The following is a 26,200-nucleotide window of genomic DNA, read 5'->3' as shown; positions in this document are numbered from 1 at the left end:
GACATGACCACCGCATTACTGATCATCGACGTCCAGCAGGCGCTGTGTGCTGGTGAGTATCAGTGTTTTGAGATCGACCGCGTGATCGCCACGATCAATGATCTGAGCCAGCGCGCCCGGGACGCCGGCGTTCCGGTAGTGCTGATTCAACATGAGGAGAAGGACAGCCCGTTGGCTTACCAAGCCGAAGGTTGGCAACTGGCCGAAGGGCTGGAGACATCACCGCAAGACCTGCGTGTACGCAAAACCACCGGGGATTCTTTCTATCAGACCGACCTCGGCAAGCTGCTGCCCAGCGAAGATTTCGAGCGGCTGATCATCTGCGGCCTGCAAACCGACTACTGCGTCAACGCCACGGTGCGCAGCGCGCATACGCTGGGCTACGACATAGTGGTTGCGGGAGACGCGCATTCGACAGTCGACAACGGCACCATGAGCGCCGACGACATCATTGCCCAACACAACAAGGACTTCGCCCAGCTCACGAGCTCCGTAGCGCGAATCGACGTCAAACTTGCAGCCGACATCACCTTCTAAACGTACTCACCCCACCTTGCGGGTTGCCGGGGATGGCGGGTGTAGCGCGAAATCCTGTGGGAGTGGGCTTGCTCACGAAGGCGGCAGGTCAGGCGATTTATCTGTGGCTGACACACCGCTTTCGCGAGCAGGCTCGCTCCCACATTGGTTTTGTGGGTTGCCGGGGATGGCGGGTGTAGCGCTAAATCCTGTGGGAGTGGGTTTGCTCACGAAGGCGGCAGGTCAGGCATTTTATCTGTGGCTGACACACCGCTTTCGCGAGCAGGCTCGCTCCCACATTGGTTTTGTGGGTTGCCGGGGATGGCGGGTGTAGCGCGAAATCCTGTGGGAGTGGGCTTGCTCACGAAGGCGGCAGGTCAGGCATTTTATCTGTGACTGACACACCGCTTTCGCGAGCAGGCTCGCTCCCACATTGGTTTTGTGGGTTGCCGGGAATGGAGGCGGTAGCGCTAAATCCTGTGGGAGTGGGCTTGCTCACGAAGGCGGCAGGTCAGGCGATTTATCTGTGACTGACACACCGCTTTCGCGAGCAGGCTCGCTCCCACATTGGTTTTGTGGGTTGCCGGGAATGGAGGGGGTAGCGCTAAATCCTGTGGGAGTGGGCTTGCTCACGAAGGCGGCAGGTCAGGCGATTTATCTGTGACTGACACACCGCTTTCGTGAGCAGGCTCGCTCTCATAATGTGACCGCGTGCGCTACGAGAACGGCGATTTCCGGCAGCAGCACTGGCATACTCCCCGCCATCCGAAGAATGGAATCTCTCGATGTTCGCTATCTCCCTGCGTAACGCCTTGGCGCTGGCAGCTCTCGCCCTTGCCTGCACCGCCCACGCCAGCAGTTTCGATTGCACCAGCGCCGCCAGCAAAACCGAAACAGCCATCTGCAACGACCCGTACCTCTCGAGCCTCGACGACAAACTCGCTGAGCAATGGCGGACCACTCTGGACAAAGTTGCCGATCCCAAAACCCTGAAAACCGACCAACGCCAATGGCTGAAAAACCGTAACGCTTGTGGTGCCCTGGGCGCGTGTCTGCGTCGCGAATACCTGATGCGCCTCACCGAACTCGAACATGCGGTTAAGCCGTTCAGTTGGGATGCCACATGGCAATTGATCCCGCCAGGCACCTCAACCTCGGCGACCATCGTTACCCAGCGTCGCGATGCTACGCATATCGACATCGATGTATCAGCAGGCGAGGGAGCCAATTCCGGCGATCTGACTGGAGTTGCCGTACTCAAAGATGGAATAGCCGTTTACGCCGCGGACGCCTGCAAACTCACCTTCACACCCATCAATGGCGTACTGACCGTCGCGCAAAGCGGTGCGGATTCCGACTGCGGCGGTGGCATGGGCGTGTATTACGCCGGTCGGTATATTGCCTCCGAACAACCGCTGACGCTGGATTACGATCTGCTCAGCCTGGGCCTTGCCCGCACGACCGCGGAGGATCAGGCGCTGCGTTCGTTGCTCAAGGCCGACTACCAGAAACTGGTAGAGACCTCGGGTTCCTTGCAGGTCGGCGAGGCCTCAAAAGATGTGCCTGATGCTCGGGTGGTAGAAATGTGGATGCGTGGTCTGGGCGACATCGGCATCCTGATGAGTGCCGCCGATGCGCAGGTCTGGCTGATCTTCAAAAGCTACGATGACCAGGGCCATGAACATCTGCGGTACTACACCAACGTAACGAAGTGGAAGTATCGGCTGCCTGATGTGCTGCAAGGCTGGTACGACCGCATGCAGGAAAATCATTCACCGATTCTGGAAATGGTGCCCTGAACGTCGAGCCGATTCGCCTCACGCAGCAAACGCTCGATTTGCGCCAGTTCCCACGTGCTGAGCAGACTCACCGGGTCAGTGCCATAACGCTGCCATGTGTTCAGCGTCGCTTCGTCCCCGGCGCAGTTGCGAGCGGATTCACAGTGATGCAAGTGTCCCTCGGTGAAATCCAGCAGCAAACGCCAGCCCTCGATATCCACGGCAATCAGCCCGGATTCGGAAATCACCTCGCAGACTTCGAACGCAAGCACACCCAGCGCGGCATCGCGCAGACGTTGACACACATCCCGGGCGGACAAAAACGCTGACATGCTGCAACCCGATTCAATGGACAAGCGTGCAAGGATAAGGCTCGCGCGAATCGGTGTCAGCGTTTCACTGGCCCGAGGCCGAACAATTCCGTAACATTCGCCTCCCTCTTTTTTCGCGAAACCGGCGGCCGCCCATCGGCCGCTCAGTCAGGTAAGCCATGAAACCGATTCGTCTGCGCGCCGATGTCCTGGCCGGACTCACCACCTCGTTCGCCCTGTTGCCCGAATGCATTGCCTTCGCGCTGGTAGCGCATCTCAATCCGCTGATGGGGCTGTACGGCGCGTTCATCATTTGTACGCTGACCGCTTTGTTCGGCGGCCGACCGGGTATGGTCTCCGGCGCGGCGGGGTCGATGGCGGTGGTGATCGTCGCGCTGGTGGGGCAACACGGCGTGCAGTATCTGTTGGCGACGGTGCTGCTCGGCGGTCTGATCATGATGGCGTTCGGGCTGTTGCGCCTGGGCAAACTGGTGCGCATGGTGCCGCATCCGGTGATGCTCGGTTTCGTCAATGGCCTGGCGATTATCATTGCCCTGGCGCAACTGGAGCATTTCAAAAGCGGCGAGCACTGGCTCAGCGGTACGCCGTTGTACCTGATGACCGGGCTGGTGCTGCTGACCATGGCCATCGTTTATATCCTGCCGCGCCTGACCAAAGCGGTGCCGCCAGCACTGGTGGCGATTCTTGGCGTTGGTCTGCTGGTCTACCTGTTCGGCCTGCCGACCCGCACCCTCGGTGACATGGCGCACATCGCCGGAGGTCTGCCGACCTTCGCTTTGCCGGACATTGCATGGAATTTCGAAACCCTGCGCATCATTGCCCCGTACGCGATCCTGATGGCGATGGTCGGCCTGCTGGAAACCTTGCTGACGCTGAACCTGACCGACGAAATCACCGAGACTCGTGGTTACCCGGATCGCGAGTGCGTGGCGCTCGGCGCGGCGAACATGGTGTCCGGCGCGTTCGGCGGCATGGGCGGTTGCGCGATGATCGGTCAGACCGTGATCAACCTCAGCTCCGGCGGCCGCGGGCGCTTGTCCGGCGTGGTCGCGGGTGTGTTGATTCTGTTGTTCATTCTGTTTCTGTCGCCGCTGATCGAGCGCATTCCGTTGGCAGCACTGGTGGGGGTGATGTTCGTGGTGTCGCAGCAGACCTTCGCCTGGGCTTCGTTGCGGGTGATCAACAAGGTGCCGCTGCACGATGTGCTGGTGATCATCGCCGTGACCACTATCACTGTGTTTACCGACCTGGCGACGGCGGTGCTCTGCGGGATCATCATCGCCGCGCTCAACTTTGCCTGGCAGCAGGCGCGCGAACTGTACGCCGATGAACATCTGGAGGCCGATGGCAGCAAACTCTATCGCCTGCACGGCACGCTGTTCTTTGCCTCGACCACGCCGTTTCTCAACCAGTTCGATCCGGCCAACGATCCGGCCAAAGTCACTCTCGACTGCCGGCATTTGAGCTTTGTCGATTACTCGGCGATTGCCGCGTTGAAAACCCTGCGGGAACGCTACGCCAAGGCCGGCAAGCAGCTACAGGTGTTTCATCTGTCGGAACGCTGCAAGAAATTACTCAAGCGCGCTGGCGTCGCTCACGACTGACGTCGCGGGCGTTGCCCAGGTCTTGCCGAGAATCCGCGAGACCTGTTCAGCGGAGTAGGGTTTGGCAAGAAATTCGAAACCTTCATAACCACTGCGCGCCAGTTCTTCGCTGTAACCGGAAGTCAGAATCACCGGCAGATCCGGACGGCGCTGGCGCAGCTCTTTAGCCAATGCGACGCCGGTAATGCCCGGCATGACCACGTCGGAAAACACTGCATCGAACGCCATGGCATCGCTGCCCGCCAGTTGCAGGGCTTCTTCGGCGTTGGTCGCCCACGCAGTTTCATAGCCCAGGTCCTGGAGGATCTGATTGGCGAAACGGCCGACGTCCAGGTTGTCCTCGACCACCAGCACCCGGCGCTTTTCGCAGGCCGGCTGCACCTCGCCATTGTCCTCGGTGTTGTCCAGTTCAGCCTCGTCCGCTGGCACTTGCGGCAAATACAAGGTGAACTCGGTGCCTTGGCCGAGCACGCTGGAGACGTCGACGTTGCCCCCTGACTGCTTGGCGAAGCCGAATACTTGCGACAGCCCCAGCCCCGTGCCTTTGCCGACAGGCTTGGTGGTGAAGAACGGTTCGAAGATGTGTTCGAGGGTGTGCGCGTCGATACCGGCCCCGGTGTCGGCGAGGGCGATCGACACGAAGTGGCTGCTTGAACCGGCATGGCCGCGAATCGACGGCAGCGGTTTGTGGCATTCCAGGCGCAGTTTCAGTTCGCCCTGACCGTTCATGGCGTCGCGGGCGTTAAGCGCAATATTGATCAACGCGGTTTCGAACTGACTGAGATCGACGCGGATGTAGCAGGGATGAGCGGGGCGTTCGACGCACACATGAATCTGCGCGCCGGTGACCGATTCGAGCATGTCGCCGATGTTGGCCAGACGCTCCCCGGCATCGACCACTTGCGGGTTGAGCGGCTGGCGCCGAGCGAAAGCGAGCAACTGGCTGGTCAGTTTGGAGGCACGCTCGACCGTGTCGGAAACCGCACGCATATAACGTTGGCGGCGTTCCTCCGGCAGGTTGGGCTGACGCAGAAAGTCCACTGACGAACGAATGATTGTCAGCAGATTGTTGAAGTCATGGGCCACGCCGCCGGTCAATTGACCGATGGCTTCGAGCTTTTGCGACTGGCGTAGCGCCGATTCCGCCTGGGCCAGGCGCAGGCTGCGTTCTTCGACCCGTTGCTCCAGCGTCGCATTGAGTTCAGCCAGGGCCAACAGACCTTCGCGCACATTGGCGTCGGCGCGCACCCGCTCGATGTGCGCCCAACACCGTTCGGTCACTTCGCTCATCAATGCCTGCTCAAAGCGCGACCAGACGCGCGGTACCTTGTCGTGGACGGCCATCAGCGCAGTCAGGCGGCCCTGCTTGATCAGTGGTACACAAATCGTCGCGGTGATGCCGATGGCCTGAAAGGTCGCCGACTCTTCAGGCGGCAGTTCGCTACGGTTGTCGTGGATGACCAGCGGCTCCCCGGCGCGCAGAAGACGTACAGCCTTCTCACCGAAATCGCGCAAGCGGTAGTGCCCGACGATGCTGGGCGAGCCCGGCGCGGCATAGTCGCCGCGAATGGTGAAGCCATCCTCATCGGCATCCATGTCGGCGTAAGCGCAGTTGGACAATTGCAATTGCTCGACCATCAGCCGCGTGCTCGCCGCCAGGATTGCTTGCGCATCGGTGGCATTGGTCACCGCGTTGCCGATGGCGTCGAGTACTGCCAGGCGTTGATTGAGATAGACGGTTTGGGTGGTCTCGGTGACCGTGTCGAGCATGCCCACGACATTGCCCAGCGAGTCACGAATCGGGCTGTAGCAGAAGGTGAAGAACGCCTGCTCCGGCCCGCTGCCGCGCTCGATGTTGAGGGCAAAGTTTTCGATATAGGTAGCGTGGCCGGCAAATGCCGCCTCGGCGATCGGTCTGATCTCATGCCAGGCTTCTTTCCAGATGTCGCTGAAAGGCCGTCCCAACGCCTGTGGCTTGTCGCCGAGAATCGGCACGAAGGCGTCGTTATACAGGGTGATCAGCTGCGGGCCCCAGACGATCGCCTGAGGAAAATGTGAGGCAAGACTGAGCGAGACGGTGGTCTTGAGCACATCGGGCCAGTGTTCCAACGGGCCGAGGGGCGTTTTCGCCCAGTCGTGACGGCGGATCTGCCCCGCCATCTCGCCGTTGTCTTGCAACCAGTCTGTCATGGGGTTCGTGTCTTCCCGGGCATTTGTCAGAGAACAAAGACCTGCGCGCAGGGTGTTTGGTTTCAGCGCACCAGACACTGTTTGCGCTACGAGTTTTCTGACATACATCATGGCAGCAAAAAACAGCGCTGGCGAAAAGAGCATCTTTTCGCCAGCGGATTTTTCTTCAGTTCGTGAGCGACTGCTCAGGCCTCGACGGCCGGGAAGTCAATGTCGGTCAGCGCAGTGTTGTTCAGGTAATTGGTCAGCGTCTGCACGGCTACCAGAGCAATCACTTCGATGATCTTGCGGTCATCGATACCGGCGGCGCGGGCAGCGGCCAATTGTGCGTCGCTCAAGTGGCCACGGGTTTCAGTCAACTGGCGGGCGAGGGCGGCGTAGGCATTCAGTTCGCCGTGACGTGCCGCGACGATGTCCTGTGTCGACAGCCCGGCCTTGCCGGCGAACACGGTGTGTGCGGACAGGCAGTAGTCGCAGCCGTTGACCTGCGAAGTGGCGAGATAAATCGCTTCTTTCTCTTGGGCGCTGAGTGAGGTCTTGCCCAGGATCGCCGAGGCTTGCAGGTAGGTGTCGAGTGCAACCGGTGCCTGGGCGAGGGTGGTGAAGACGTTGGGCAGGAAACCGATTTTTTTCTTCACGCCTTCCAGTGCAGGACGGACGGCGTCGGTGGCGGTGTCGAGGCTGATTGCAGGGATGCGGCTCATGGTGATTCTCCAGATTGCGCGGCGAAGTGCAGCGGCGATGGAGAGATCTTAGGGATTGCCGATAGCGCTTTGGCCGCAAATCGTCGAGGATATGCGGCAGATCGTCCAGATATGCCTTCGGGAGTCAGCCGTGGATCGCCTTTCTACGTTACTCAGTCACTTCGGCGTGAACGCCGGCACCTTTCACAGCGGCGCATTTTGCGGCGTCAGCGTTCACGAAGGCGAACCGGTCGGCCACGTGCATGTTCTGCAAGCGGGGGCGTTGCTGCTCAAGCCGGGCAATGAGCGGGAAATCCGTCTTGACCAACCGTCGCTGATTTTCTTTCCCCGGCCGTTCACCCACCGGATGTTTGCCGACGATGCCATGGCCAGCCAGATTGTCTGTGCTTCGCTGACCTTCGATGGCGGTTCGGGCAATGCCCTGGCCGCCGCGTTACCCGACTATCTGGTGTTGAAGCTCACGGATATTCCGCAATTGCGCAGCACCCTCGACTGGCTGTTCAACGAAGCCTTCGAAGGGCATTGCGGACGAGTGGCGGTGATGGATCGCCTGTTCGAATTGCTGGTGATTCTGCTGCTGCGCCATCTCATCGGCAGTCGTGATCAGCAGCCGGGCATGATGGCCGGGCTGGCTGATCCGCGTTTATCCCGCGCTCTGAACCTGATCCATGAGCAACCGCACAAGCCGTGGAGCGTCGGCGATCTGGCCGCAGCCGCGAACCAGTCCCGCGCCGGTTTTGCAGAGCAGTTTCGCCGCGTGGTCGGGCAGACGCCGGTCGATTACCTGTTGAGCTGGCGCGTCAGTCTTGCGCAAAAACGCTTGCGTGAAGGCCGGCCGATTGCACTGATAGCCGAGGAGGTGGGATATGAAAGTCCGTCGGCGCTGGCCCGGGCGTTTCGGCGCAAGACCGGACTCAGTCCTCGGCAATGGAAAACCGAACACTGAACACTATCTGGCAAATTTCTTTGCCCCGGCCACACAGAGAATCACCCCAAGCGTGACGCCGAGCATGCCCACGCTGACTTGCTCATGCAGCAACGTCGCCGCCAGTGCCAGACCAAAAAACGGCTGCAGCAATTGCAACTGCCCGACCGCTGCGATCCCACCCTGGGCCAGACCGCGATACCAGAACACGAAGCCGATCAGCATGCTGAACAGCGATACGTAACCCAGACACATCCACGCCGACACACTGATGTTGGCGAAAGAGGCGGGCGCCAGCCACAGGCTCAGCAGCGCCATCGGTGGTAACGACACCACCAGCGCCCAGCAGATCACCTGCCAGCCGCCGAGGCTGCGTGAGAGTTTCGCGCCTTCGGCGTAACCGAGGCCGCAGGCCAGAATCGCCGCGAGCATCAGCAAGTCCCCAGTCGGCGACGCGCTCAAGCCTTGGGACAGGGCAAAGCCCACCACCAGTGCACTGCCCAGGATCGAGAAGATCCAGAACACCGGTCGTGGCCGCTCACTGCCGCGCAACACGCCAAACATCGCGGTGGCCAGCGGTAGCAATCCTACAAAGACGATCGAATGCGCTGACGTTACGTGCTGCAACGCCAACGCGGTCAATAGCGGAAATCCCAGTACCACGCCCAGCGCCACAATCAACAGTGACAGCCACTGATGACGCGCCGGTCGCCGCTGTTTGAACAACAACAAAAGCCCCACAGCCAACACACCGGCAATCGCTGCTCGCACCACGGTCAAGAACACCGGGTCGAACTCCAGCACCGCCAGACGTGTGGCCGGCAGCGACCCGCTGAAGATCAGCACGCCGATAAAACCGTTGATCCAGCCACCGGTTTTTTCCAGCGTCGGGTTGGTTGCGGTCGAAGTAGTGCTCATGGCGGTCGCGCTCGAGAAGTGGCTTGTGTCGCTGCGATCCTAGGGCCGAGAATCAGCACAATCAAAAAATTGTCATGGATACAGCCGACATGCCCAAGTCTCGTTACAAAGCGCTGGTTGACCGTTATGCGGCGGACATTCGTGGTGGACGATTGGCGCCGGGCACGCGATTGCCAACCCACCGGCAACTGGCCGCGCAGGAAGGACTGGCGCTGGTCACCGCCTCACGGGTGTACGCCGAGCTCGAGGCGATGGGGCTGGTCAGTGGCGAAGCCGGGCGCGGGACTTTCGTCCGTGAAACCTCGCTGGCGCCGGGGCAGGGTATCGATCAGAAAGACGTGGCGATCGGCATGATCGACCTGAATTTCAACTACCCAGCGTTGCCCGGTCAGGCCGAGCTGTTGCGCACGGCGTTGCGCCAACTGGCGTTGTCCGGTGATCTCGAAGCACTGCTGCGTTATCAGCCCCACGCCGGGCGTGCCCACGAGCGCGCCTCGGTGGCGCGGCATTTATCGACACGCGGCGTGACGGTCGATGCCGGGCAAGTGCTGATCGTCAACGGCGCTCAGCAAGGCCTGGCGGTGACGCTGATGGCACTGCTCAAACCCGGCGATGTGATCGCCGCCGATGCGCTGACCTATTCGGGATTCAAGGTGCTGGCCGACGCGTTGTATCTGGAAGTGCTGGCGATTCCGATGACGGAACATGGCCCGGATCTTCAGGCGCTGGACAAACTCTGCCGCCAGCGGGCGGTGCGTGCCGTGTACAGCATGCCGACGCTGCACAATCCGCTGGGCGCGGTCATGCCGCTGAAACAGCGCGAGCAATTGGTCGCGATTGCCCGTCGGCATGATCTGACGCTGATAGAAGACGCGGCCTACGCGTTTCTGGTCGCGAGCCCGCCGCGAACCTTGATCGACCTGGCGCCGGAACGGACGTTTTACGTCTCGGGTCTGTCGAAAAACATCGCCACCGGTTTGCGGGTCGGCTTTATTGCGGCGCCGTTGTCGCAAGTGCCGGCGCTGGAGAGGATCATTCGCGCGACGACGTGGAACACGCCCGGGGTGATGACCGCCATTGCCTGCGGCTGGCTCGATGATGGGACGGTCACGGTGCTTGAACAGCAAAAACGTCACGATGCGATGGCGCGTCAGGCCTTGGCGGCCGAGGTGCTGAAAGGGCTGCGCTATATCGCTCATCCGGCTTCGTATTTTCTGTGGCTGCCGTTGCCCGAAGACGTGCGCGCCGATCAGGTCGTGGTCGAGTTGATGCAACACCAGGTTTCCGTCACCACCGCCGAGCCGTTTTCCCTGTCGACCAATACGCCCCATGCGATTCGTCTGGCGCTGGGTTCGGTCAACATGGACGTGTTGCGTCAGGCGTTGACCACCGTCAGAACGATCGTCGGCGCTTATCTGTAAACTGCGCTCACGCCATGAAAAGCCGGGTTTGGACTGTTCAATGAAATTCACCACAACACTGTTTCTCGTTTTGATCTTCAGTGCCAGCGTCCAGGCTGAGGGCGATCCTGAAGCCGGGGCGAAGATCTTCCCGCGCCTGTGCGGCGGTTGTCATCAGGTCGGCGAGTCGGCACGGCCGGGGTTTGGCCCGCAGCTTAACGGCATCATTGGTCGGGCGGCCGGGACTTCGGCCAATTATGTTTATTCCGATGCGATGAAAAATTCGGGGATTACCTGGGATCGGGCGACGCTGAAGGCGTATCTCGAAGACCCGAAAGGCGTGGTGCCGGGCACGCGGATGATTTTCTGGGGGCTGAGTGATGAGGAGAAGCTGGAGAATCTGCTGGCTTATTTGCAGAGGTTCAGTGCTGAGCCCTAGTCGGGCGATGGTTTACCATCTGATTGGGTACATATCCATTGCTGCGGTAACGGCTGCTTAGGGTTCCGCCCTTACGGCGGGTCACCTTTTCCAGACGCCGAAAAGGTAACCCAAAAGGCTTGCTCCTGCGTTCGGCCCCTCGCAAGCTCGGGGTTCCTTCGCTGCGGGATCGATCCGGGCGCAGCGGCTCCGGTTTGCTTCGCTGCACCACCTTCCGCTGTGTACGACTGCGTCGTACGGTCGCTGCGCTCCCACGCCCGGATCAATCCCTCCACTCAGCCTTCCGACGTCGCTGGTGGATCAAGATCAAAAGCAGGCGAGCTGACACTCGACCTCATGGTGCGCGCGATCACTGTAGGAGCTGCCGAAGGCTGCGATCTTTTGATCTTGCCCTTCCCTCAGTGGGCATGAAACGCCACCTGATTACGCCCCGCAGCCTTCGCCTGATACAGCTGCTGATCGGCACGTTTGATCAGGGCCGTGTGGTTGTTGTCTGCCGGATCTGCCAGGCCGAGACCGATACTCACGGTCACGCTGCCGACGCCGGGAAAGTCTGCTTCGGCCACTGCCGTACGAATTTTCTCGGCGACGACTTCCGGGGTGTCGGGTTGCGCGACTTCCGGTAACAGTACGGCGAACTCTTCTCCACCGTAACGCGCGACGAAATCGGTGCTGCGCACGCTGTTCTGAATCAATGTCGCCAGTTGTTGCAGGACCTCATCACCCACCGCGTGGCCGTGGCTGTCATTGATGCGTTTGAAGTGGTCGGCATCGATCAGCAGCAGGGCATACGGACGCCCGGTGCGTCGCGACAGCAATGAGTACTCAGTGATTTTTTCATCAAACCGGCGGCGGTTGTAAACGCCGGTCAGGCCGTCGTGTGTTGCCAGGCTCAGCAGCTCGGCGTTGGCCTCGGTGAGCGCGGCGGTGCGTTGCGCCACGGTAGCTTCCAGCGAAGCGTTGGCTTCCTGCAGCTCGCATTCCTTGCCGAGCAGCGATTGGGTCATCGCATCGATGGACTGGCCAAGCTGGGCGATTTCCAGCACTGGATGCTGCAGTTGGAAGTGTGCGCCGGTCTGGTTGTTCTGCACCTGTTTCGCCGAGCGTGCGAGTTGTTCGATCGGGCGGCTCAGGTACAGCGCCAGGTAATAAGCCACCAGCCCGAAAACGATGGCGGCGAATACGCCGAGTATCAGCAATTCATATAGCAGCGTTCGCGCCGGTTGCAGGGCCGTCTCCAAGGGCTGACGGATGGCGATCGACCACGACAGCGCCGTCCCCGATGGTGTCGGCACGGTGACCATACTGGTCAGGTAACCGTTGGCCGCCGTCCAGCCTGGCGTTACCGAACCTCTGCTCGCCAGTTGCTGGCCCATCAGTGCTTCGGGGTAAAGCACCTTGCCATCGTGGTCGACGATCAGTGCCTCGACATCCGGCGCCGAGTTTTTATGGGAAAACGCCGCCGAATCGACGATGCGCGTCACCCAGCTCCAGTGCGCATGCGCGCCCAGTACACCGATCACCTGACCTTCGGCGTTATGGATCGGCGCGGCGAAGTCGATAAAGCGCAGCGGCTCGCCATTGGGCAGGCCCGGCAACAACTTCGCCAGTAACACCGCTTCGTGGGGATCACCGGTGTATTGCCGGCGCAAGCCGATCTGGAACCACGGACGTTTTTGCACCGATTGGCCGACCAGCAGATCATTTACCGCTTGACGGACGTTGCCCTCGGCATCGGTGACGCCCATCCACGCATATTCAGCGCGCGCCTGGGTGCGCAGTTGCATCGATTTGAGGATGGCTGGATTGTCCAGATCGCCACGCTCCAGATGCGGGGCGCGGCTGAGCAGGTAAACCTCCAACTGCCGTTCGCGCAGTTGCTCTCCCAATAACGTCGCCGCCGACCGTGCCGTGTTCAGCAAGGCGTTGCCGCTGGCCTGTTTCATTTGTTCAGTGGCGATGTGACCGACATAAAAACCCACACTCAGCAGCGTCAGCAGGGACAAACCGCCGAACCAGAGAGTGAGATGGCTACGCAGACTGGCTTTGAACATGGAGGCGGGTGTCTGTCTTTATTGAAGTGGCGCCATGGTATGCGACATCCCCGACGCCCGGCCAGCGAACGGGTTCATAGAAATGCAAGATGCCTGATGCTAATGAGCCAGCATTTGCGTTAAAGTGCGCGCCGTCCGAGAGATGGATCCCGGGCGTTCCCCCATGGAGTTTTACTGTGAAATACCTCAGCAAAGTAGTCGCCGCCGCACTGTTCGGTGTGGTTCTGGCAGGTTGCACCGGCGCCCCGATGAAAACCTCACATTACGACAGCAACCAGTACACCGTGGTTGGCCACAGCGAAGCTTCGGCCACCGGCCTGCTGCTGTTTGGCGTCATCCCGATCCGCCAGAACAGCCGCTTCGTACGCGCGCAAGACGCGGCCATCAAAGCCAAGGGCGGCGATGCAATGATCAATACGCAGGTTCAGGAAAACTGGTTCTGGGCCTGGGTTCTGACCGGCTACACCACCACGATTTCCGGCGACGTGGTCAAGCTGAAAACCGCGCAATAAGCGACGGCTGAATGCAAAAAAGCCCGGCTGATCAGGCCGGGCTTTTTCATGGGTGTTGCAGTAGTGCAATTGATTCATGCCACGCGGCGCTCGATCAGACGATCCGAGCCACCTTCGGCAACGCGGCGCTCGATCAGACGATCCGAGCCACCTTCGGCAACGCGGCGCTCGATCAGACGATCCGAGCCACCTTCGGCAACGCGGCGTTCGATCAGACGATCCGAGCCACCTTCGGCAACGCGGCGCTCGATCAGACGATCCGAGCCACCCTCGGCCACGCGGCGTTCGATCAGACGATCAGAGCCACCTTCGGCAACGCGGCGTTCGATCAGACGATCAGAGCCACCTTCGGCAACGCGGCGTTCGATCAGACGATCGGAACCACCCTCAGCCAAGCGGCTTTCGATCAGCTTGTCCGAGCCGCCTTCAGCGACCAGAGTGTGCACGGGCGTTGAGGCAAAAGTGTTGACTGCGAAAACCGAGAAAGCGATGCCGAGAAGGATTTGGCGTTTCATGATCGTGTGCTCCAGGAAGTTGTTTGTTTGTCTGGAGCCGATGTTACGCCGCGCAGTTTTTATGAGAACTTCATTGACGTGATGGTGAACATCGACGCCGATGATGTTTGCTCTGACTCGCGACTCAGAGCGTTTTGGTCCGTACGCACAACTCGCCGCTGGCGCGGATCAGCGCCAGGTCATGCAACGCGTCGGTGGCCAGACCGCTGCGGACATTGGCCAGCCATGACGGGCAATTCGGATCCTGCCGATAGGGCGCGAACCCGGCGTACTGCCTTAACAGACTCTTTTGCAGTTCATCCAGGCGCGGGCGTATCTGTTTCGCCAGGTCCGGGCGCGGAGTGTCCGGTGCCGCACCTGCCGCCTGCCATTGCGCGAGCAGACCGTACTGCACCAGTTTGTTCGCTTCCATCTGTGCGGCGATCAGCTGCGCGACATCGTCCGGGTCCAGTTCGTGTTCGGCGGCCAGCATCCGGGCGTTGGCGATGACTTGCGCCTCACGCGGGCTGTCCTGAATCGGTTTGCCGCTGTCCCACTTGGTCAGTGCAACCAGATCACCGATGTTCAAGCGTTCGTTCAGGGTGGCGAGTAAAGGTTTCAATGAGTCGGGTGCCGCTGCAGGTGCGGCGGCCTGAGTACACGCGGCGAACAACGCGAGGAGGGTAGTGACCAGAAAATTTGCAACCTTACGCATGAGCCGAGCCTCAATAAGTACCTGTCGGAAGAACCGTGATTTACCACAGCCGCACACTGACACAAAGCGGTCTCCGGCATTTACACAAATGCAAAACAGGCGATCAACACCGATTGGAAATGTTGATTGCACGCTGCACGCAACTCACCGAAGCTATCGTCAATCAGGCCTGCCGCCGTCGAGATGGACCTCCATTCAATGCAAAGCGCCACCTTCGCCAAGCCCCTCTGGCAAACCTATCTACTGTTTCTCGCACCGATGGTGCTGTCGAATTTTCTGCAGTCGATGTCCGGCACGGTCAACAGTATCTACATTGGCCAGATGCTCGGCACTCAAGCGCTGGCGGCAGTGTCCGGGATGTTCCCCGTTGTGTTCTTTTTCATTGCCCTGGTCATCGGCCTCGGCGCTGGTGCGGGCGTGCTGATCGGCCAGGCGTGGGGCGCGCGTGAAACGCATCTGGTCAAAGCGATTGCCGGAGCGACGTTGCTGTTGGGAGTGTTGATCGGCCTGGTCGCGGCAGTGCTGGGCAGCGTATTTGCGCGACAGGCGCTGACGGGGCTGGGCACGCCGGCGGATGTGCTCGACGATGCGGTGGACTATGCCCACGTCATGCTGTGGATTTTGCCGTCACTGTTGGTATTCGTGCTGTTCACCCAATTGCTGCGCGGGGTCAGCGATACGTTGTCGCCACTGCTCGCACTGATCGTCTCAACCGCGGTGGGGCTGGCGCTGACGCCGGCGCTGATTCGCGGCTGGCTTGGTTTGCCGCCACTGGGCATCCAGAGTGCAGCCTATGCCGGGCTGGCCGGCAATCTGGCAGCGATGGCCTGGCTGGCATGGCGGCTGATCCGCAACGGCCATCCGCTGGCGCCGGACCGAGAATTCTTTGCAGCGCTGCGTCTGGACCGGGTGATCCTCGGCAAGGTCTTGCGCATCGGCCTGCCGACCGGAGTGCAGATGATCGTGCTGTCGTTGTCGGAGCTGGTAATCCTGGCATTGGTCAATCAGCACGGCTCGCAAGCGACAGCGGCCTACGGCGCGGTGACGCAGATCGTCAATTACGTGCAATTCCCGGCGCTGTCGATTGCGATCACCGCATCGATTCTCGGCGCCCAGGCGATCGGCGCGGGACATCTGCAGCGTATGAGCCCAATCCTGCGCACCGGGTTGTTGATCAACGTGTGCCTGACCGGCGGCCTGATTGTGCTGGGCTATCTGCTCTCGCACTGGTTGCTGGGCCTGTTCCTCACGGAAGACTCGACCCGAGCCATGGCCGAGCACCTGTTGCACATCATGCTCTGGAGTCTGTTGGTGTTCGGTTTCCAGGCGATCATCGGCGGCATCATGCGCGCCAGCGGCACGGTATTGGTGCCAGTGTTCATTTCGATTATCTGCGTGGTCGGCGTGCAACTGCCGGCGGCGTACTGGCTGGACGGGCAGTTCGGTTTGCAGGGTGTCTGGATGGCGTTTCCGGTTGCCTACCTGGGGATGCTTGTTTTACAGACGCTGTATTACCGACTGGTCTGGAAGCATCAGAAGATCGAGCGGTTGATATAGGGGCTGGCACAACGGGCGGTTGTTTGCTTAAGTCAACCAAGGCCCTGGACGGCGCGCGACGCCCGGAGAACTCCATGTCGATGCGATTGCTGCTGGTTGCCGCGTTCTGGCTCTGTGCCACGGCCGGCGCGCAGACTGCCCAATATACGCGCGTCAACACCAGCGCCAGCCAGATCAGCTTCACCTACCAGCAGATGGGCTCGCGGATGTACGGCACCTTCGGCAGGTTCGAGGCGATGCTGGATTTCGACACCGACAACCTCGCCACCGCCCGCACCATATTGCATATCGACCTCAGCAGCATCGACGCCGGAAGCGAAGACGCCAATACCGAGCTGGTTAAACCGGCCTGGTTCGACACCGAGAAATTCCCGCTTGCGGTGTTCGAATCCAGCCGTTTCACTCAGGTGGCCGAGCACCGTTACCAGATCGCCGGTCAGCTCACGCTCAAGGGAATCACTCGCGAGGTCGAAGTTCCGGTTGAGCTGAAACCGGACAACGCCATCGGTATTTTCGACGGCGAGCTGGTGCTCAATCGCGACGAGTTCGGCCTCGGAGCGGGGGAGTGGGCGGACAGCGTGGTGTCCAGGGACATCAACATCAGATTCAGAGTAGTGGCGCCGCAACAGTGACCGTTCAGTAGTACCGGTCTTGTTCCTTCATCGCCTGAATCTGCCAGAACGTCCGACCGGAAATCAGCAGGAACAGCAGGGAGAGGATCACACCGCCGGTCATGATGTAAAAACCTGCGCGGTAGCTTTGCAGCTGGGTGGCGATGGCGCTTTTTTCCGGCATCCATGGCGAGACCAATAGGGCAATCGGGCCGTTGAGTTCGTACTGGGTGTGTTCGGCGTAGCGTTCGTCGACGAAATCACCTTCATGAAGCTGGCCGTGTTCGTCGGCATAGCGATAGTGAATGATCTTGCCGTTCTTGTTCATCATGATCTCTTCCAACTGCGTGACAGTGCCATCGGTTTGCGCGCCGTTGAAATTCAGCAGCGCATACAGAATGCCCTGATGGCGCGCCATGCCGGCCAATAACAAGACCACGCAGCAGGCGACGGTGAGCATGACGATGCGGTTGTAAAGATGATCTTTTGCGGCTTCGCGCGGGTAATACATGGCCCGATCCTTGGTGGTGAAATGAAGGGTGATCGTTACATCGGCCTTCGGCACCGGATCTTTAAACGGCGACCGACCCTGCTACGGTATGATGTCGCGGTTCGTCGACGGCTCTGATCATCGGCAACGTTTTTTACCGCCGGAGTTTGCTCATGCCACGCATCACCCACTACACCTCCCCATGCCCCGAAAGCGTCAACAGCCAGATCCTGCAAATGGTCGTCGACTACCTCACCGACATCAGCGCGGTGGGCCTCGGCCCGAGCAATCTGCTGTACAACGTTTATCAGTACGCGGTCGGCTACGAGGTGCATCTGTATCTCGAAGCCTTGAATGGCCAGAAGGGTACCGAGGTGGAGTTGCTGGTGGCCACTGACGATGAGGATCCGGAGCAGGTCATCGGGTTTCTCATCTGTCTGCCGGTGCAGGGCGATTGGGAGGCGTGTAGCGTCGCTTATATGGCGGTGCGGGAGGGGCATCGGCGTCAGGGTGTGGCGCGGGCGATGCTCGCGCACATGGTCGGGCGCTATCCGCATGCGGAGCTGGCCTGCAGCATCGGCAAGGTGCCGTACTTCGAGGCGCTGGGGTTTGAAGTGATCGGCCAGCGCGAGACGCAGGTGCTGATGAGCACGCGGCATTATCGCAGCAACGGCTTGCGCGGCTTTATCGACACCACGCCCATCTACCGTTCGCTGGAAGTGCAGCAGATTCACACCTACCTGCTGCAGAAGAATGGCAAGCGCGCGATGCTCGATGCGGAAAAACAACGCGACCGGCATCTGGATCAGACCAGTCGCCACGTAGAAGAATTTGTCCGCCAGCGCCTGACCCTGCACTGATCAACCGCCAATAAACAGCCCTTGCCGCGCACTCCGCAGCAAGGGCTTTTTTGTGCCTGCAATCTCAACCGAGTTTGACGTTCATGGTGATGCGCGCGGTGAAGACTTTCTTGCCTTCGGTATCGTGAATGTCGACGTTGACCACCTTGTCGCCATCGCTTTGCCAATCCACGCCTTCAGCACTCGCCACGGCGGTGACGTCGGTTTTCGCCTTGGCCAGGTATTCCACGGTCATGCCTTTGGGAATCCAGCGCGCGCCGGCCGGGATGGATACGTCGGTCATCATGCCGCCGGCCAGTTCCGCCGCATTGCACATGGCGATCGCATGCACCGTGCCGAGGTGATTGGTGATTTCCTTGCGAAACGGCACCTGCACCGTGGCGGCATTCGGACGCAGCTCGGAGATCAGCGGATTGATGCTGCTGAAGTACGGAGCGAACTGGCAGGCCATTTTGCTGAATGCATCAGGGCCGACACTGTTGAACATGCTGAGAGATTGACTCATGGAAAGCCTCGTTTAGGTTTTTACAGAATGATGTTCCGTTACAGAATAATGTTCTGTAACGGAACGGTATTCTGTTCGCGGCAAATCTGTCAACCTAGGCGCGATTTGTTCGCGGGCACTCAACGCCTTATTCGAAATTTGTTCTCGGACCACAAGCAGCATGGACACCGCCGATCTACTCGAACGCAGCTACCCCGGCCGCCGCGCCGAACTCAAACGCGATATCTTTCGCAAGGCCCTGAGCCTGTTCAATGAACAGGGGATCGAGGCGACCACCATCGAGATGATTCGCGCCGAATGCGACACCAGCGTTGGCGCGATCTATCACCATTTCGGCAACAAGGAAGGGCTGGTCGCGGCGCTTTTTTTCACTGCGCTGGAGGATCAAGGGCGTTTGCGGGACGCGTATCTGGACGCGGCCGATACCACCGAAGGAGGCGTGCAGGCGTTGGTATTCAGCTATGTCGACTGGGTCGAGCAACAGCCGCAGTGGGCACGATTCCAGTACCACGCACGCTTCGCCGTAACCAAAGGCCCGTTCAAGGACGAACTGGCCGAGCGCAACAGGACGCGCAATCTGCGCTTGCGCCAGTGGCTGGCCGAACCGGGTCGCGCTGCCGAGCTTCAGGAATTGCCTGCCGAGCTGCTGCCATCGCTGATCATCGGGCAGGCGGACAGTTACTGCCGGGCCTGGCTGGCAGGGCGGGTGAAAGGCAGCCCGACGGACTATCGCGAAATGCTTGCGCAGGCGGCATGGCGGTCGATTCGCGCTGAGGTCTGCTGAGCACGTCCCCCTGTAGGAGTGAGCCTGCTCGCGATAGCGGTGTGTCAGTTAACCATTTGCTGACTGACACACCGCTATCGCGAGCAGGCTCACTCCTACAGGGGATTTCTGTGTCAGCTGATGCGCTGGAAGACCAGGGCTTTCAGGCCACTCTCCGGGTCGATATCGGGGAACTCCGCCGGATTTTCCAGTCGTTGTTCGAAGCGCAGGCTTGGCGCTTCCTGGGTAACGCCGTCAATCAGAAAGTCCGAACCGAACGACGGATCGTTCATGCACGCCAATACCGTGCCTTGGACGGTCAGCAGTTCCGGCAAGCGGCGCAGTACGCGCTGATAGTCCTTGGTCAGCAGAAAACTGCCCTTCTGGAACGACGGCGGGTCGATGATCACCAGATCGTACGGGCCGCTGTTGATCACCTTGCCCCAGGACTTGAACAGGTCGTGACCGAGGAAGCTGACTTTGCTCAGGTCGTGGCCGTTCAGCCGATGATTGTCGCGACCACGGCTCAGGGCCGCGCGGGACATGTCGAGATTGACCACATGACTGGCGCCGCCCTCGATCGCTGCTACGGAAAAGCCGCAGGTGTAAGCGAACAGGTTCAATACCCGCTTGCCCGCCGCTTGTTCGCGCACCCAGTTGCGGCCGTAACGCATGTCGAGAAACAGACCGGTGTTTTGCTTGCGGCCCAGATCGACGCGGTACTGCAAGCCACCCTCGACGATGGTCATTTCCTCGATTTCCTCGCCGATCAGCCATTCCGCTGTGCTTTGCGGCAGGTAACGATGCTGGATCAGCAGAGTGTGTGCGCCGGACTGCTGCCATTCGCGTGAGGCGGCAAGTTGCAACAGTGAATCCCTCAGATGTTGCAATTGATCAGGCACTGGCTCCTTGAACAGCGACACCAGCACCACGCCATGCAACCAGTCCACGGTCAGCTGTTCCAGCCCCGGCCAGCAGCGCCCGCGGCCATGAAACAAACGGCGGGTTTCGCTGGGTGCCGCTGCCAGCGCGGGCAGCAAATGGGCGTGGAGGGTGGCGAGGGCTTCAGGGTTCATGGATTACGGTTCGGCCTTTCAAAGGGCCGGCATTTTAACCACAAATGAGGGTTGCAGACGGCCGCTGCACTTCGAAAAACAACACCTTGGAGAAATCTGCTGTATCAAAAATGAATTTCTACAACACGCGCTGCTCATACCAGATAAGCAGCGGATTCAAAACCGCTATTCAAAAAATGTAATTCGGGGGAGTGCTGTTCATGTGCCCTACACCTAGGTCGAGCGCGCACCTTCCTGACGGGTTGATTCTGGTTGTCGAGGACGATCCGTTGATTCTGGAATTTCTTTGCGAAATTCTCCAGGAGGAAGGGTTCAAGGTCGAACCGCAAAGCAGCGCCGACGCCGCCTCACTGTATCTGGAAGAACACGCGGCGAAAGTCGCGCTATTGCTGACCGACATCACCATGCCCGGCACGCTTAACGGCGCCGACCTGGCGAATCTGGTCGGCGATCGCTGGCCGGAAAAACCGGTGATGGTGATGTCCGGCTATGAAACGCCGGAGACCTCCGGGGTCAAGCATTCGGTGGCGTTCATCAAGAAGCCATGGGCGATCGGTCAGTTGCTCGACTGTGTGGAAAGTGCGTTCAAATCCAAGGCTCCGCATCCGCAGCTGCATTGACAAGTGCTACATTGCCGGGGCTGTCTGCCCCGGCCATCTGTCAGAGGATTTGCTCTTTTGTCTGCACAAGCATCGGTTTTTGATCGCGCATTCGCTGCGTTTCTGTTCGATATGGACGGCACCGTCCTTAACTCCATCGCCGCCGCCGAGCGCATCTGGTCAGCGTGGGCGGTGCGCCATGGCGTGGAGGTCGAGACGTTTTTGCCGACCATCCATGGCGCGCGGGCGATCGACACGATCACCCGCCTCAATCTGCCGGGTGTGGATGCCGAGCAACAGTCGGCGTTCATTACCGCCGCTGAAATCGAAGATGTTGAAGGCATTGTCGAAATTCCTGCGGCAGCGGCGTTTCTCAATGGTCTGCCGAAAGATCGCTGGGCGATGGTGACGTCAGCGCCGCGGGATCTGGCTCTGCGCCGGATGGCAGCGGCGGGGATTCCGGAGCCGGCAGTGATGATCACGGCTGAAGATGTGAAGGCCGGCAAGCCTGATCCGTCGGGGTATCTGCTGGCGGCGAAAAAGCTGGGGGTCGAGCCGGCTGACTGTCTGATTTTTGAAGACGCGACGGTTGGTATTCAGGCTGCGGAAGCGGCGGGCGCGGCGTTGATGGTCATCACCACTACGCATCAGCATCCGATTGAAACGGCTCACGCTACGTTGGCCAGTTACGATGCGATCGGCGTCAGGGTCGGCGCCGATGGTCTGCTTCGTCTGACGGAAATCTGATCTGTTCCGAAATGCCCCTCACCCTAGCCCTCTCCCGGAGGGAGAGGGGACTGACCGGGGGATATTCAGGTAATACGCCGACGTGAAAGGTCTTCTTTGAATCCATAATCGCTATGGTCTTTCAGGTCGACGTCAAATTCAGCACAACTCGGTCGGTTCCCTCTCCCCCGGGAGAGGGCTAGGGTGAGGGGCTGCGTTCTGCCAGGCGCAGAAAATTCTCGAACCAGGCAACATCCCCGTCACCGGTCGGCAGCTCAACCATGCCGGCAATATCGCAACTACGCTGATCCATGCTTCTGAAATCGTCGCCAAAGTCGAGCGCGGTGAAACCCCTTGCCAATGAGGTAAACGCATGAAGATTGATCTGAGTGGAAAACTGGCCATCGTCAGCGGCAGTACCGCCGGCATCGGTCTGGGCATCAGCCAGTCGCTGGCCGAAGCCGGGGCCACGGTGGTGGTGATCGGTCGCGACACGGCCAAGGTCGAGCAGGCGCTGGCGAGCATTCGCCAAGCCGTGCCGGGCGCGCAGGTGCGCGGTCTGACCGCCGATCTGGGCACCGCCGAGGGCGCGGAAAAGCTTTTCGCTGCAGAGCCGCGCGCGGACATTCTGGTGAACAACCTGGGCATCTTCAATGACGTCGATTTCTTCGAAACGCCCGACAGCGAGTGGACGCGCTTCTACGAGGTCAACGTGATTTCCGGCGTGCGCCTGGCGCGGCATTACGTGCCGGCGATGGTCGAGCAGGGTTGGGGCCGGGTGATCTTCCTGTCATCGGAATCCGGCGTGGCGACGCCGGCGGACATGCTCAATTATGGCGTGACCAAAAGTGCCAACCTCGCAGTGTCCCACGGCCTGGCCAAACGTCTGGCTGGCACCGGAGTCACGGTCAATGCGATCCTGCCGGGGCCGACCTTTACCGATGGCCTGCAGGACATGCTCAAGGACGCGGCCGCCGAGTCCGGGCGCGACCTGCGTGACGAAGCCGACGCCTTTGTGCGCAAGGCGCGTCCGACCTCGATCATCCAGCGCGTGGCGGATGTGTCGGAGGTGGCGCATCTGGTGACTTACATCGCTTCGCCGCTGTCCTCGGCCACCACTGGCGCCGCGTTGCGCGTCGATGGCGGTGTGGTCGACAGCCTGACTATCTGAATTTTTCAAAAGAGAGGTTTTATGCCAACAGCATCCGCAACCATCGACATCCCGGTCTCGGCCGATCAGGTCTGGCAATTGATCGGCGGCTTCAACACGCTGCCGGACTGGCTGCCATTGATCACCAACAGCGAACTGAGCGAAGGCGGGCGCGTACGCACCCTGAAGACCGCTGACGGCGGCGTGGTGGTCGAACGTCTGCAGACCTTCGATAACGCCGCTCGAACGTACAGCTATTCGATCGAACAGGCGCCGTTCCCGGCCAGTGATTACCTGGCGACGATCAAGGTTGAAGCCCAAGGTCAGGGGGCGCGGGTGACGTGGTCGGGGCGCTTTAACGCGGTCGGCGTGAGCGATGAAGAAGTGGTGGCGTTGTTCAACGGCATCTATCAGGGCGGGCTCGACGCCCTGCGGGCCAATTACCCAACCAGATGACACCGCAACCCCCTGTAGGAGTGAGCCTGCTCGCGATAGGGTCGTCCCAGTCGATACCTATATTGACTGACACACCGCTATCGCGAGCAGGCTCACTCCTACAGGGGTTGCGTTTCAAGTTCGGAATCAGGAGTTTTCAATCAAACTCTGCCGGCAATCCAGCACCAGTTTCGCCCCACCCAGATCACTGCCGCCGACCTCGAGACTGAAGCCGTGCAGGCTGGCAATTGCCGCGACGATCGACAGTCCGAGGCCAAAACCACTATGCGGCTGGCCACCTTCAGTGCGATAGAATCGCTGAAACACCGCCTCACGTTCAGCCTCGGGAATCCCCGGCCCTGAATCATGCACCTCGATCCGCGTCTGCCCGTTCGCATTGACCCCACGCAGCATCACCGTGCCGCCGGGCGGGGTGAATTTGATCGAGTTGCTCAGCAGATTCGCCAGCGCTTCGAACAACAACGCCCGGTCGCCATTGAGCGGCGGCAGCGTCTCCGGCATGTTCAGTTGGAAACGCAGATCGCCTTCCTCGGCCAGCGGCAGGTAGAACTCGTGCAACTCTTCCAGCAGTTGCACCGGATCAAGCTCGACAAAGCCGGAACGGCGCTGGCGATCTTCCAGTTCGGAAATCCGCAACAGACCACGAAACCGCGCCATCAGCGTATCCGCCTCAGCCAGCACCAGATCCAGTTGCGCCGCTTCCTGCGAGCCTTCGCCGGCCTGTTGCTGCATGCGATACAACTGCGCGCGCAAGCGGGTCAGCGGGGTGCGCAAATCGTGGGCGATGTTGTCGCAGACACCTTTGACCTCGTTCATCAAGCGCTCGATGCGCTCGAGCATGGCGTTGACGATGGCGGCGAGCATGTCCAGTTCATCGCGGCGATTGGACAGCGGCAAACGGTGCGTCAGGTCACCGGCAACGATCGCCTGGGCGCTGTTCTGAATCGCCCGAATGCGCTGCAACGGCCGGCGCCGCAGCAGATGCCAGCCAGCGATGCCCGGCAGGATCGTCAGTGACACGCCCCAGAACAACGCGTGCAGAATGATCCGGGTGACCGCAAACAACGAGCCATTGTCGCGCAGCAACACCAGCCAGCGCCCGTCACGGGTTTGTGTGGCCACCGCGTCGCAGCTGTCGCTTGGCAGGGTCGGGTCGTCGGAATCGGCGCACTCGGCGAGCATGTGGATCTTGCCGTCCAGCGGCAGTCCTTCGGGGATTTGTTGCAGCGCACCGCCCAGGTAATTGCCCTGGGCGTCGAACAGACCGTAGGCGTCGATGCCGCGAATGTCGAAGGTCATGCTGGCGGCGAGGGCGTCTTCCAGCTGCTCGCCGCGAAAGTGCGAGAACAGGTGCTGACGTTGCATCAGCGAGTGTTTGGCGAGCTTGTCGAGGTAGCCGGACACCTCGTAGTACATGACCCCCATGAGAATTGCGCTCCAGGCCACGAACAGCGTGCTGTACAGCGCCAGCAAGCGACTGCTGGAGGAGCGCCAGCCGTCAGACGGGTTCGGCAATGACATAGCCCGAGCCCCGTACCGTGCGGATCAGCGGAACATGGCCCGCAGCGTCGATCTTCTTGCGCAGACGGCCGATGTGCACGTCGATCAGGTTGGTGCCCGGATCGAAGTGATAACCCCAGACCTCTTCGAAGATCATCATTCGCGAAAGAATCTGGCCGCTGTTGCGCATCAGAAACTCGAGCAGTTTGTATTCGGTCGGCAGCAGCGTCAGCACTTGCTCGGCGCGGCGGGCTTCGTGGCTGATCAGGTCCAGTTCGAGGTCGGCGACTTTTAGCGTGGTGGCCTGGGTGGCAACACTGTTCTGCCGGCGCAGCAACACTTCAACCCGCGCGGCCATTTCATCGGTGGCGAACGGCTTGGTCAGGTAGTCATCGCCGCCCGCGCGCAAGCCGCGCACCCGCTCATCGACGTCGGAGAGGGCGCTGATCATCAGAATCGGCGTCGCCACGCCCATGGTGCGCAGGGTGGTGACGATGGCCAGGCCATCGAGCTCGGGCAACATGCGATCGAGGGTAATCAGGTCATAGTTGCCGCTGACGGCGCGGTCGAGGCCTTCGCGGCCATTGTCGACCCAGTCGACGTCCAGCCCGTGGCTGCTCAGTTCGGCAACGATTTCCCGCGCGGTCACGGCGTCGTCTTCGATGGTCAAGATACGAGTCATAGGCAGGCCTGCTGATCGGTTCAAACGGAATGGCAGCATTTTGCCAAGAAATTACCGTGACGCTTTAAATTAACTTTCATGTTGTCGCTGCCATTCGCCGGGTCGGGATCTTTGGTTGTCGGAAGATTGATATCATCTGGCCATAAATCTAACAGGAGTAGGGCTGTGACTAAATTGATTCGCCGTGGCTGGAAACCAATGGTCCTGCTCTTGCTGCTGTTTACCAGCATTCTCGTTCAGGCGGCCAATACCCCTTGTTCCGGCAAAAAAGGCGGGATTGACCGTTGCGACGGCGATCTGTTTTTGTGCAATGACGGCTCCATCAGCGGTTCGAAGAAGAGCTGCGCGGCAATGTTTGGCGAGCGCCAGGAGGCGCGACCGCAAAACTTCCTGCAAAGCGACGATGGCTGCGCCTGCGGAACCAGCTCATTTTGCACAGGACCCCGTGGTGGGGTGTATTGCCTGACGCCCAGCGGGAAAAAGAGCTACAAGCGAAAATGATCGACCAAGCCAATGCATAAAACCCGCTGTATTTCGGCAGGTGTTGCAATTTGCAACGTCCTGAGAAGTTCATCTTTTATAAAGCATTGAAAAAAAAGGGTTTATTTAGATGTTGTAACTGGCACGGTCACTGCAATTCCCCA

The 26,200-nt window shown here is 60.2% G+C and carries 28 protein-coding genes; 16 read left to right on the top strand and 12 right to left on the bottom strand.

What is annotated here, in order from left to right; all coding sequences use genetic code 11:
- Positions 1-3 precede the first annotated feature (3 nt).
- Both AEQ63_RS12500 and AEQ63_RS12495 read left to right on the top strand, forming a co-directional pair.
- Positions 4-537 carry a cysteine hydrolase family protein gene (locus tag AEQ63_RS12500; RefSeq protein ID WP_064363620.1) on the top strand — a complete coding sequence of 178 codons (534 nt, stop codon included), beginning with the start codon at positions 4-6 and terminating at the stop codon, positions 535-537.
- 764 nt (positions 538-1,301) lie between these two features.
- The gene (locus AEQ63_RS12495) at positions 1,302-2,315 is read left to right on the top strand and encodes a lysozyme inhibitor LprI family protein (protein ID WP_064363619.1); all 1,014 of its coding nucleotides are present in this window, start codon (positions 1,302-1,304) and stop codon (positions 2,313-2,315) included.
- Here AEQ63_RS12495 and AEQ63_RS12490 read toward each other — a convergent pair.
- Positions 2,285-2,626, bottom strand: a complete 342-nt coding sequence (locus tag AEQ63_RS12490; RefSeq protein ID WP_064363618.1) for a DUF7693 family protein — start codon at positions 2,624-2,626, stop codon at positions 2,285-2,287. The genes AEQ63_RS12495 and AEQ63_RS12490 overlap by 31 nt on opposite strands.
- Before the next feature lie 158 nt (positions 2,627-2,784).
- Between AEQ63_RS12490 and AEQ63_RS12485 the strand changes: the two genes are divergently transcribed.
- Entirely contained in the window at positions 2,785-4,230 is a 1,446-nt protein-coding gene (locus AEQ63_RS12485) for a SulP family inorganic anion transporter (RefSeq protein WP_064363617.1), read from the top strand.
- On the opposite strand, the gene AEQ63_RS12480 is transcribed toward AEQ63_RS12485, so the two are convergent.
- On the bottom strand, positions 4,198-6,420 hold the full coding sequence (locus tag AEQ63_RS12480; RefSeq protein ID WP_064363616.1) for a response regulator: 2,223 nt from the start codon (positions 6,418-6,420) through the stop codon (positions 4,198-4,200). The two genes, AEQ63_RS12485 and AEQ63_RS12480, sit on opposite strands and share 33 nt — an antisense overlap.
- Positions 6,421-6,605: 185 nt before the next feature.
- Positions 6,606-7,124, bottom strand: a complete 519-nt coding sequence (locus tag AEQ63_RS12475; RefSeq protein ID WP_064363615.1) for a carboxymuconolactone decarboxylase family protein — start codon at positions 7,122-7,124, stop codon at positions 6,606-6,608.
- A 130-nt stretch (positions 7,125-7,254) separates the two neighbouring features.
- On the opposite strand from AEQ63_RS12475, the gene AEQ63_RS12470 reads away from it, so the two are divergent.
- Positions 7,255-8,070 carry an AraC family transcriptional regulator gene (locus tag AEQ63_RS12470; protein ID WP_064363614.1) on the top strand — a complete coding sequence of 272 codons (816 nt, stop codon included), beginning with the start codon at positions 7,255-7,257 and terminating at the stop codon, positions 8,068-8,070.
- A gap of 3 nt (positions 8,071-8,073) precedes the next feature.
- Here AEQ63_RS12470 and AEQ63_RS12465 read toward each other — a convergent pair whose 3' ends face one another.
- Complete coding sequence (locus AEQ63_RS12465; RefSeq protein ID WP_064363613.1) at positions 8,074-8,967, bottom strand: DMT family transporter; 894 nt, start codon at positions 8,965-8,967, stop codon at positions 8,074-8,076.
- Between the two features lie 89 nt (positions 8,968-9,056).
- Here AEQ63_RS12465 and AEQ63_RS12460 point away from each other — a divergent pair, with 89 nt between their 5' ends.
- Positions 9,057-10,388: an aminotransferase-like domain-containing protein gene (locus AEQ63_RS12460; RefSeq protein WP_064363612.1), complete on the top strand. Its 1,332-nt coding sequence runs from the start codon at positions 9,057-9,059 to the stop codon at positions 10,386-10,388.
- Positions 10,389-10,428: 40 nt separating this feature from the next.
- Entirely contained in the window at positions 10,429-10,806 is a 378-nt protein-coding gene (locus tag AEQ63_RS12455) for a c-type cytochrome (RefSeq protein ID WP_064363611.1), read from the top strand.
- A gap of 398 nt (positions 10,807-11,204) precedes the next feature.
- On the opposite strand, the gene AEQ63_RS12450 is transcribed toward AEQ63_RS12455, so the two are convergent.
- Complete coding sequence (locus AEQ63_RS12450; protein ID WP_064363610.1) at positions 11,205-12,860, bottom strand: sensor domain-containing diguanylate cyclase; 1,656 nt, start codon at positions 12,858-12,860, stop codon at positions 11,205-11,207.
- Between the two features lie 176 nt (positions 12,861-13,036).
- Here AEQ63_RS12450 and AEQ63_RS12445 point away from each other — a divergent pair, with 176 nt between their 5' ends.
- On the top strand, positions 13,037-13,372 hold the full coding sequence (locus tag AEQ63_RS12445; RefSeq protein WP_042609250.1) for a hypothetical protein: 336 nt from the start codon (positions 13,037-13,039) through the stop codon (positions 13,370-13,372).
- A 74-nt stretch (positions 13,373-13,446) separates the two neighbouring features.
- Here AEQ63_RS12445 and AEQ63_RS12440 read toward each other — a convergent pair whose 3' ends face one another.
- The gene (locus AEQ63_RS12440) at positions 13,447-13,887 is read right to left on the bottom strand and encodes a hypothetical protein (protein ID WP_064363609.1); all 441 of its coding nucleotides are present in this window, start codon (positions 13,885-13,887) and stop codon (positions 13,447-13,449) included.
- A 124-nt stretch (positions 13,888-14,011) separates the two neighbouring features.
- Positions 14,012-14,581: a chorismate mutase gene (locus AEQ63_RS12435; protein WP_064363608.1), complete on the bottom strand. Its 570-nt coding sequence runs from the start codon at positions 14,579-14,581 to the stop codon at positions 14,012-14,014.
- Between the two features lie 198 nt (positions 14,582-14,779).
- Here AEQ63_RS12435 and AEQ63_RS12430 point away from each other — a divergent pair, with 198 nt between their 5' ends.
- Together AEQ63_RS12430 and AEQ63_RS12425 are read left to right on the top strand one after the other, a co-directional pair.
- Positions 14,780-16,138: an MATE family efflux transporter gene (locus AEQ63_RS12430; RefSeq protein ID WP_064363607.1), complete on the top strand. Its 1,359-nt coding sequence runs from the start codon at positions 14,780-14,782 to the stop codon at positions 16,136-16,138.
- Positions 16,139-16,212: 74 nt separating this feature from the next.
- The gene (locus AEQ63_RS12425; RefSeq protein WP_064363606.1) at positions 16,213-16,770 is read left to right on the top strand and encodes a YceI family protein; all 558 of its coding nucleotides are present in this window, start codon (positions 16,213-16,215) and stop codon (positions 16,768-16,770) included.
- A 4-nt stretch (positions 16,771-16,774) separates the two neighbouring features.
- On the opposite strand, the gene AEQ63_RS12420 is transcribed toward AEQ63_RS12425, so the two are convergent.
- Positions 16,775-17,260, bottom strand: a complete 486-nt coding sequence (locus tag AEQ63_RS12420) for a DUF3592 domain-containing protein (RefSeq protein ID WP_064363605.1) — start codon at positions 17,258-17,260, stop codon at positions 16,775-16,777.
- Positions 17,261-17,412: 152 nt separating this feature from the next.
- On the opposite strand from AEQ63_RS12420, the gene AEQ63_RS12415 reads away from it, so the two are divergent.
- Positions 17,413-18,099 (top strand): GNAT family N-acetyltransferase, encoded by a 687-nt coding sequence (locus tag AEQ63_RS12415; protein ID WP_042609256.1) that lies wholly within the window; start codon positions 17,413-17,415, stop codon positions 18,097-18,099.
- 64 nt (positions 18,100-18,163) lie between these two features.
- On the opposite strand, the gene AEQ63_RS12410 is transcribed toward AEQ63_RS12415, so the two are convergent.
- Positions 18,164-18,604 carry a hotdog fold domain-containing protein gene (locus tag AEQ63_RS12410; protein ID WP_042609257.1) on the bottom strand — a complete coding sequence of 147 codons (441 nt, stop codon included), beginning with the start codon at positions 18,602-18,604 and terminating at the stop codon, positions 18,164-18,166.
- A gap of 160 nt (positions 18,605-18,764) precedes the next feature.
- Here AEQ63_RS12410 and AEQ63_RS12405 point away from each other — a divergent pair, with 160 nt between their 5' ends.
- On the top strand, positions 18,765-19,388 hold the full coding sequence (locus AEQ63_RS12405) for a TetR/AcrR family transcriptional regulator (RefSeq protein ID WP_042609258.1): 624 nt from the start codon (positions 18,765-18,767) through the stop codon (positions 19,386-19,388).
- A gap of 113 nt (positions 19,389-19,501) precedes the next feature.
- On the opposite strand, the gene AEQ63_RS12400 is transcribed toward AEQ63_RS12405, so the two are convergent.
- Entirely contained in the window at positions 19,502-20,443 is a 942-nt protein-coding gene (locus AEQ63_RS12400) for a class I SAM-dependent methyltransferase (protein WP_064363604.1), read from the bottom strand.
- A gap of 200 nt (positions 20,444-20,643) precedes the next feature.
- Here AEQ63_RS12400 and AEQ63_RS12395 point away from each other — a divergent pair, with 200 nt between their 5' ends.
- From AEQ63_RS12395 to AEQ63_RS12380, 4 genes are all read left to right on the top strand, one after another.
- Positions 20,644-21,063 (top strand): response regulator, encoded by a 420-nt coding sequence (locus tag AEQ63_RS12395; RefSeq protein WP_064363603.1) that lies wholly within the window; start codon positions 20,644-20,646, stop codon positions 21,061-21,063.
- Between the two features lie 57 nt (positions 21,064-21,120).
- Positions 21,121-21,789, top strand: a complete 669-nt coding sequence (locus AEQ63_RS12390; protein ID WP_064363602.1) for an HAD-IA family hydrolase — start codon at positions 21,121-21,123, stop codon at positions 21,787-21,789.
- 352 nt (positions 21,790-22,141) lie between these two features.
- Positions 22,142-22,939, top strand: a complete 798-nt coding sequence (locus AEQ63_RS12385) for an SDR family NAD(P)-dependent oxidoreductase (protein WP_064363601.1) — start codon at positions 22,142-22,144, stop codon at positions 22,937-22,939.
- A 21-nt stretch (positions 22,940-22,960) separates the two neighbouring features.
- Entirely contained in the window at positions 22,961-23,374 is a 414-nt protein-coding gene (locus AEQ63_RS12380; RefSeq protein ID WP_064363600.1) for an SRPBCC family protein, read from the top strand.
- Between the two features lie 126 nt (positions 23,375-23,500).
- Here the strand turns inward: AEQ63_RS12380 and AEQ63_RS12375 are convergent, their stop codons facing one another.
- Entirely contained in the window at positions 23,501-24,895 is a 1,395-nt protein-coding gene (locus tag AEQ63_RS12375; protein ID WP_064363599.1) for a sensor histidine kinase, read from the bottom strand.
- Positions 24,873-25,556: a response regulator transcription factor gene (locus tag AEQ63_RS12370; protein ID WP_042609265.1), complete on the bottom strand. Its 684-nt coding sequence runs from the start codon at positions 25,554-25,556 to the stop codon at positions 24,873-24,875. Before AEQ63_RS12370 ends, AEQ63_RS12375 begins: the two co-directional genes overlap by 23 nt.
- A gap of 198 nt (positions 25,557-25,754) precedes the next feature.
- Between AEQ63_RS12370 and AEQ63_RS12365 the strand changes: the two genes are divergently transcribed.
- A complete protein-coding gene (locus AEQ63_RS12365; protein ID WP_064363598.1) occupies positions 25,755-26,057 on the top strand; it encodes a hypothetical protein in 303 nt (100 codons plus the stop codon).
- The last annotated feature ends 143 nt before the right edge of the window (positions 26,058-26,200 follow it).

The organism is Pseudomonas sp. RIT-PI-o (assembly GCF_001297215.1).
Taxonomy (GTDB): Bacteria; Pseudomonadota; Gammaproteobacteria; order Pseudomonadales; family Pseudomonadaceae; genus Aquipseudomonas; species Aquipseudomonas moraviensis_A.
The sequence above is the reverse complement of the archived record's forward strand: the minus strand, read 5'-3'. Positions and strand labels throughout refer to the sequence as shown.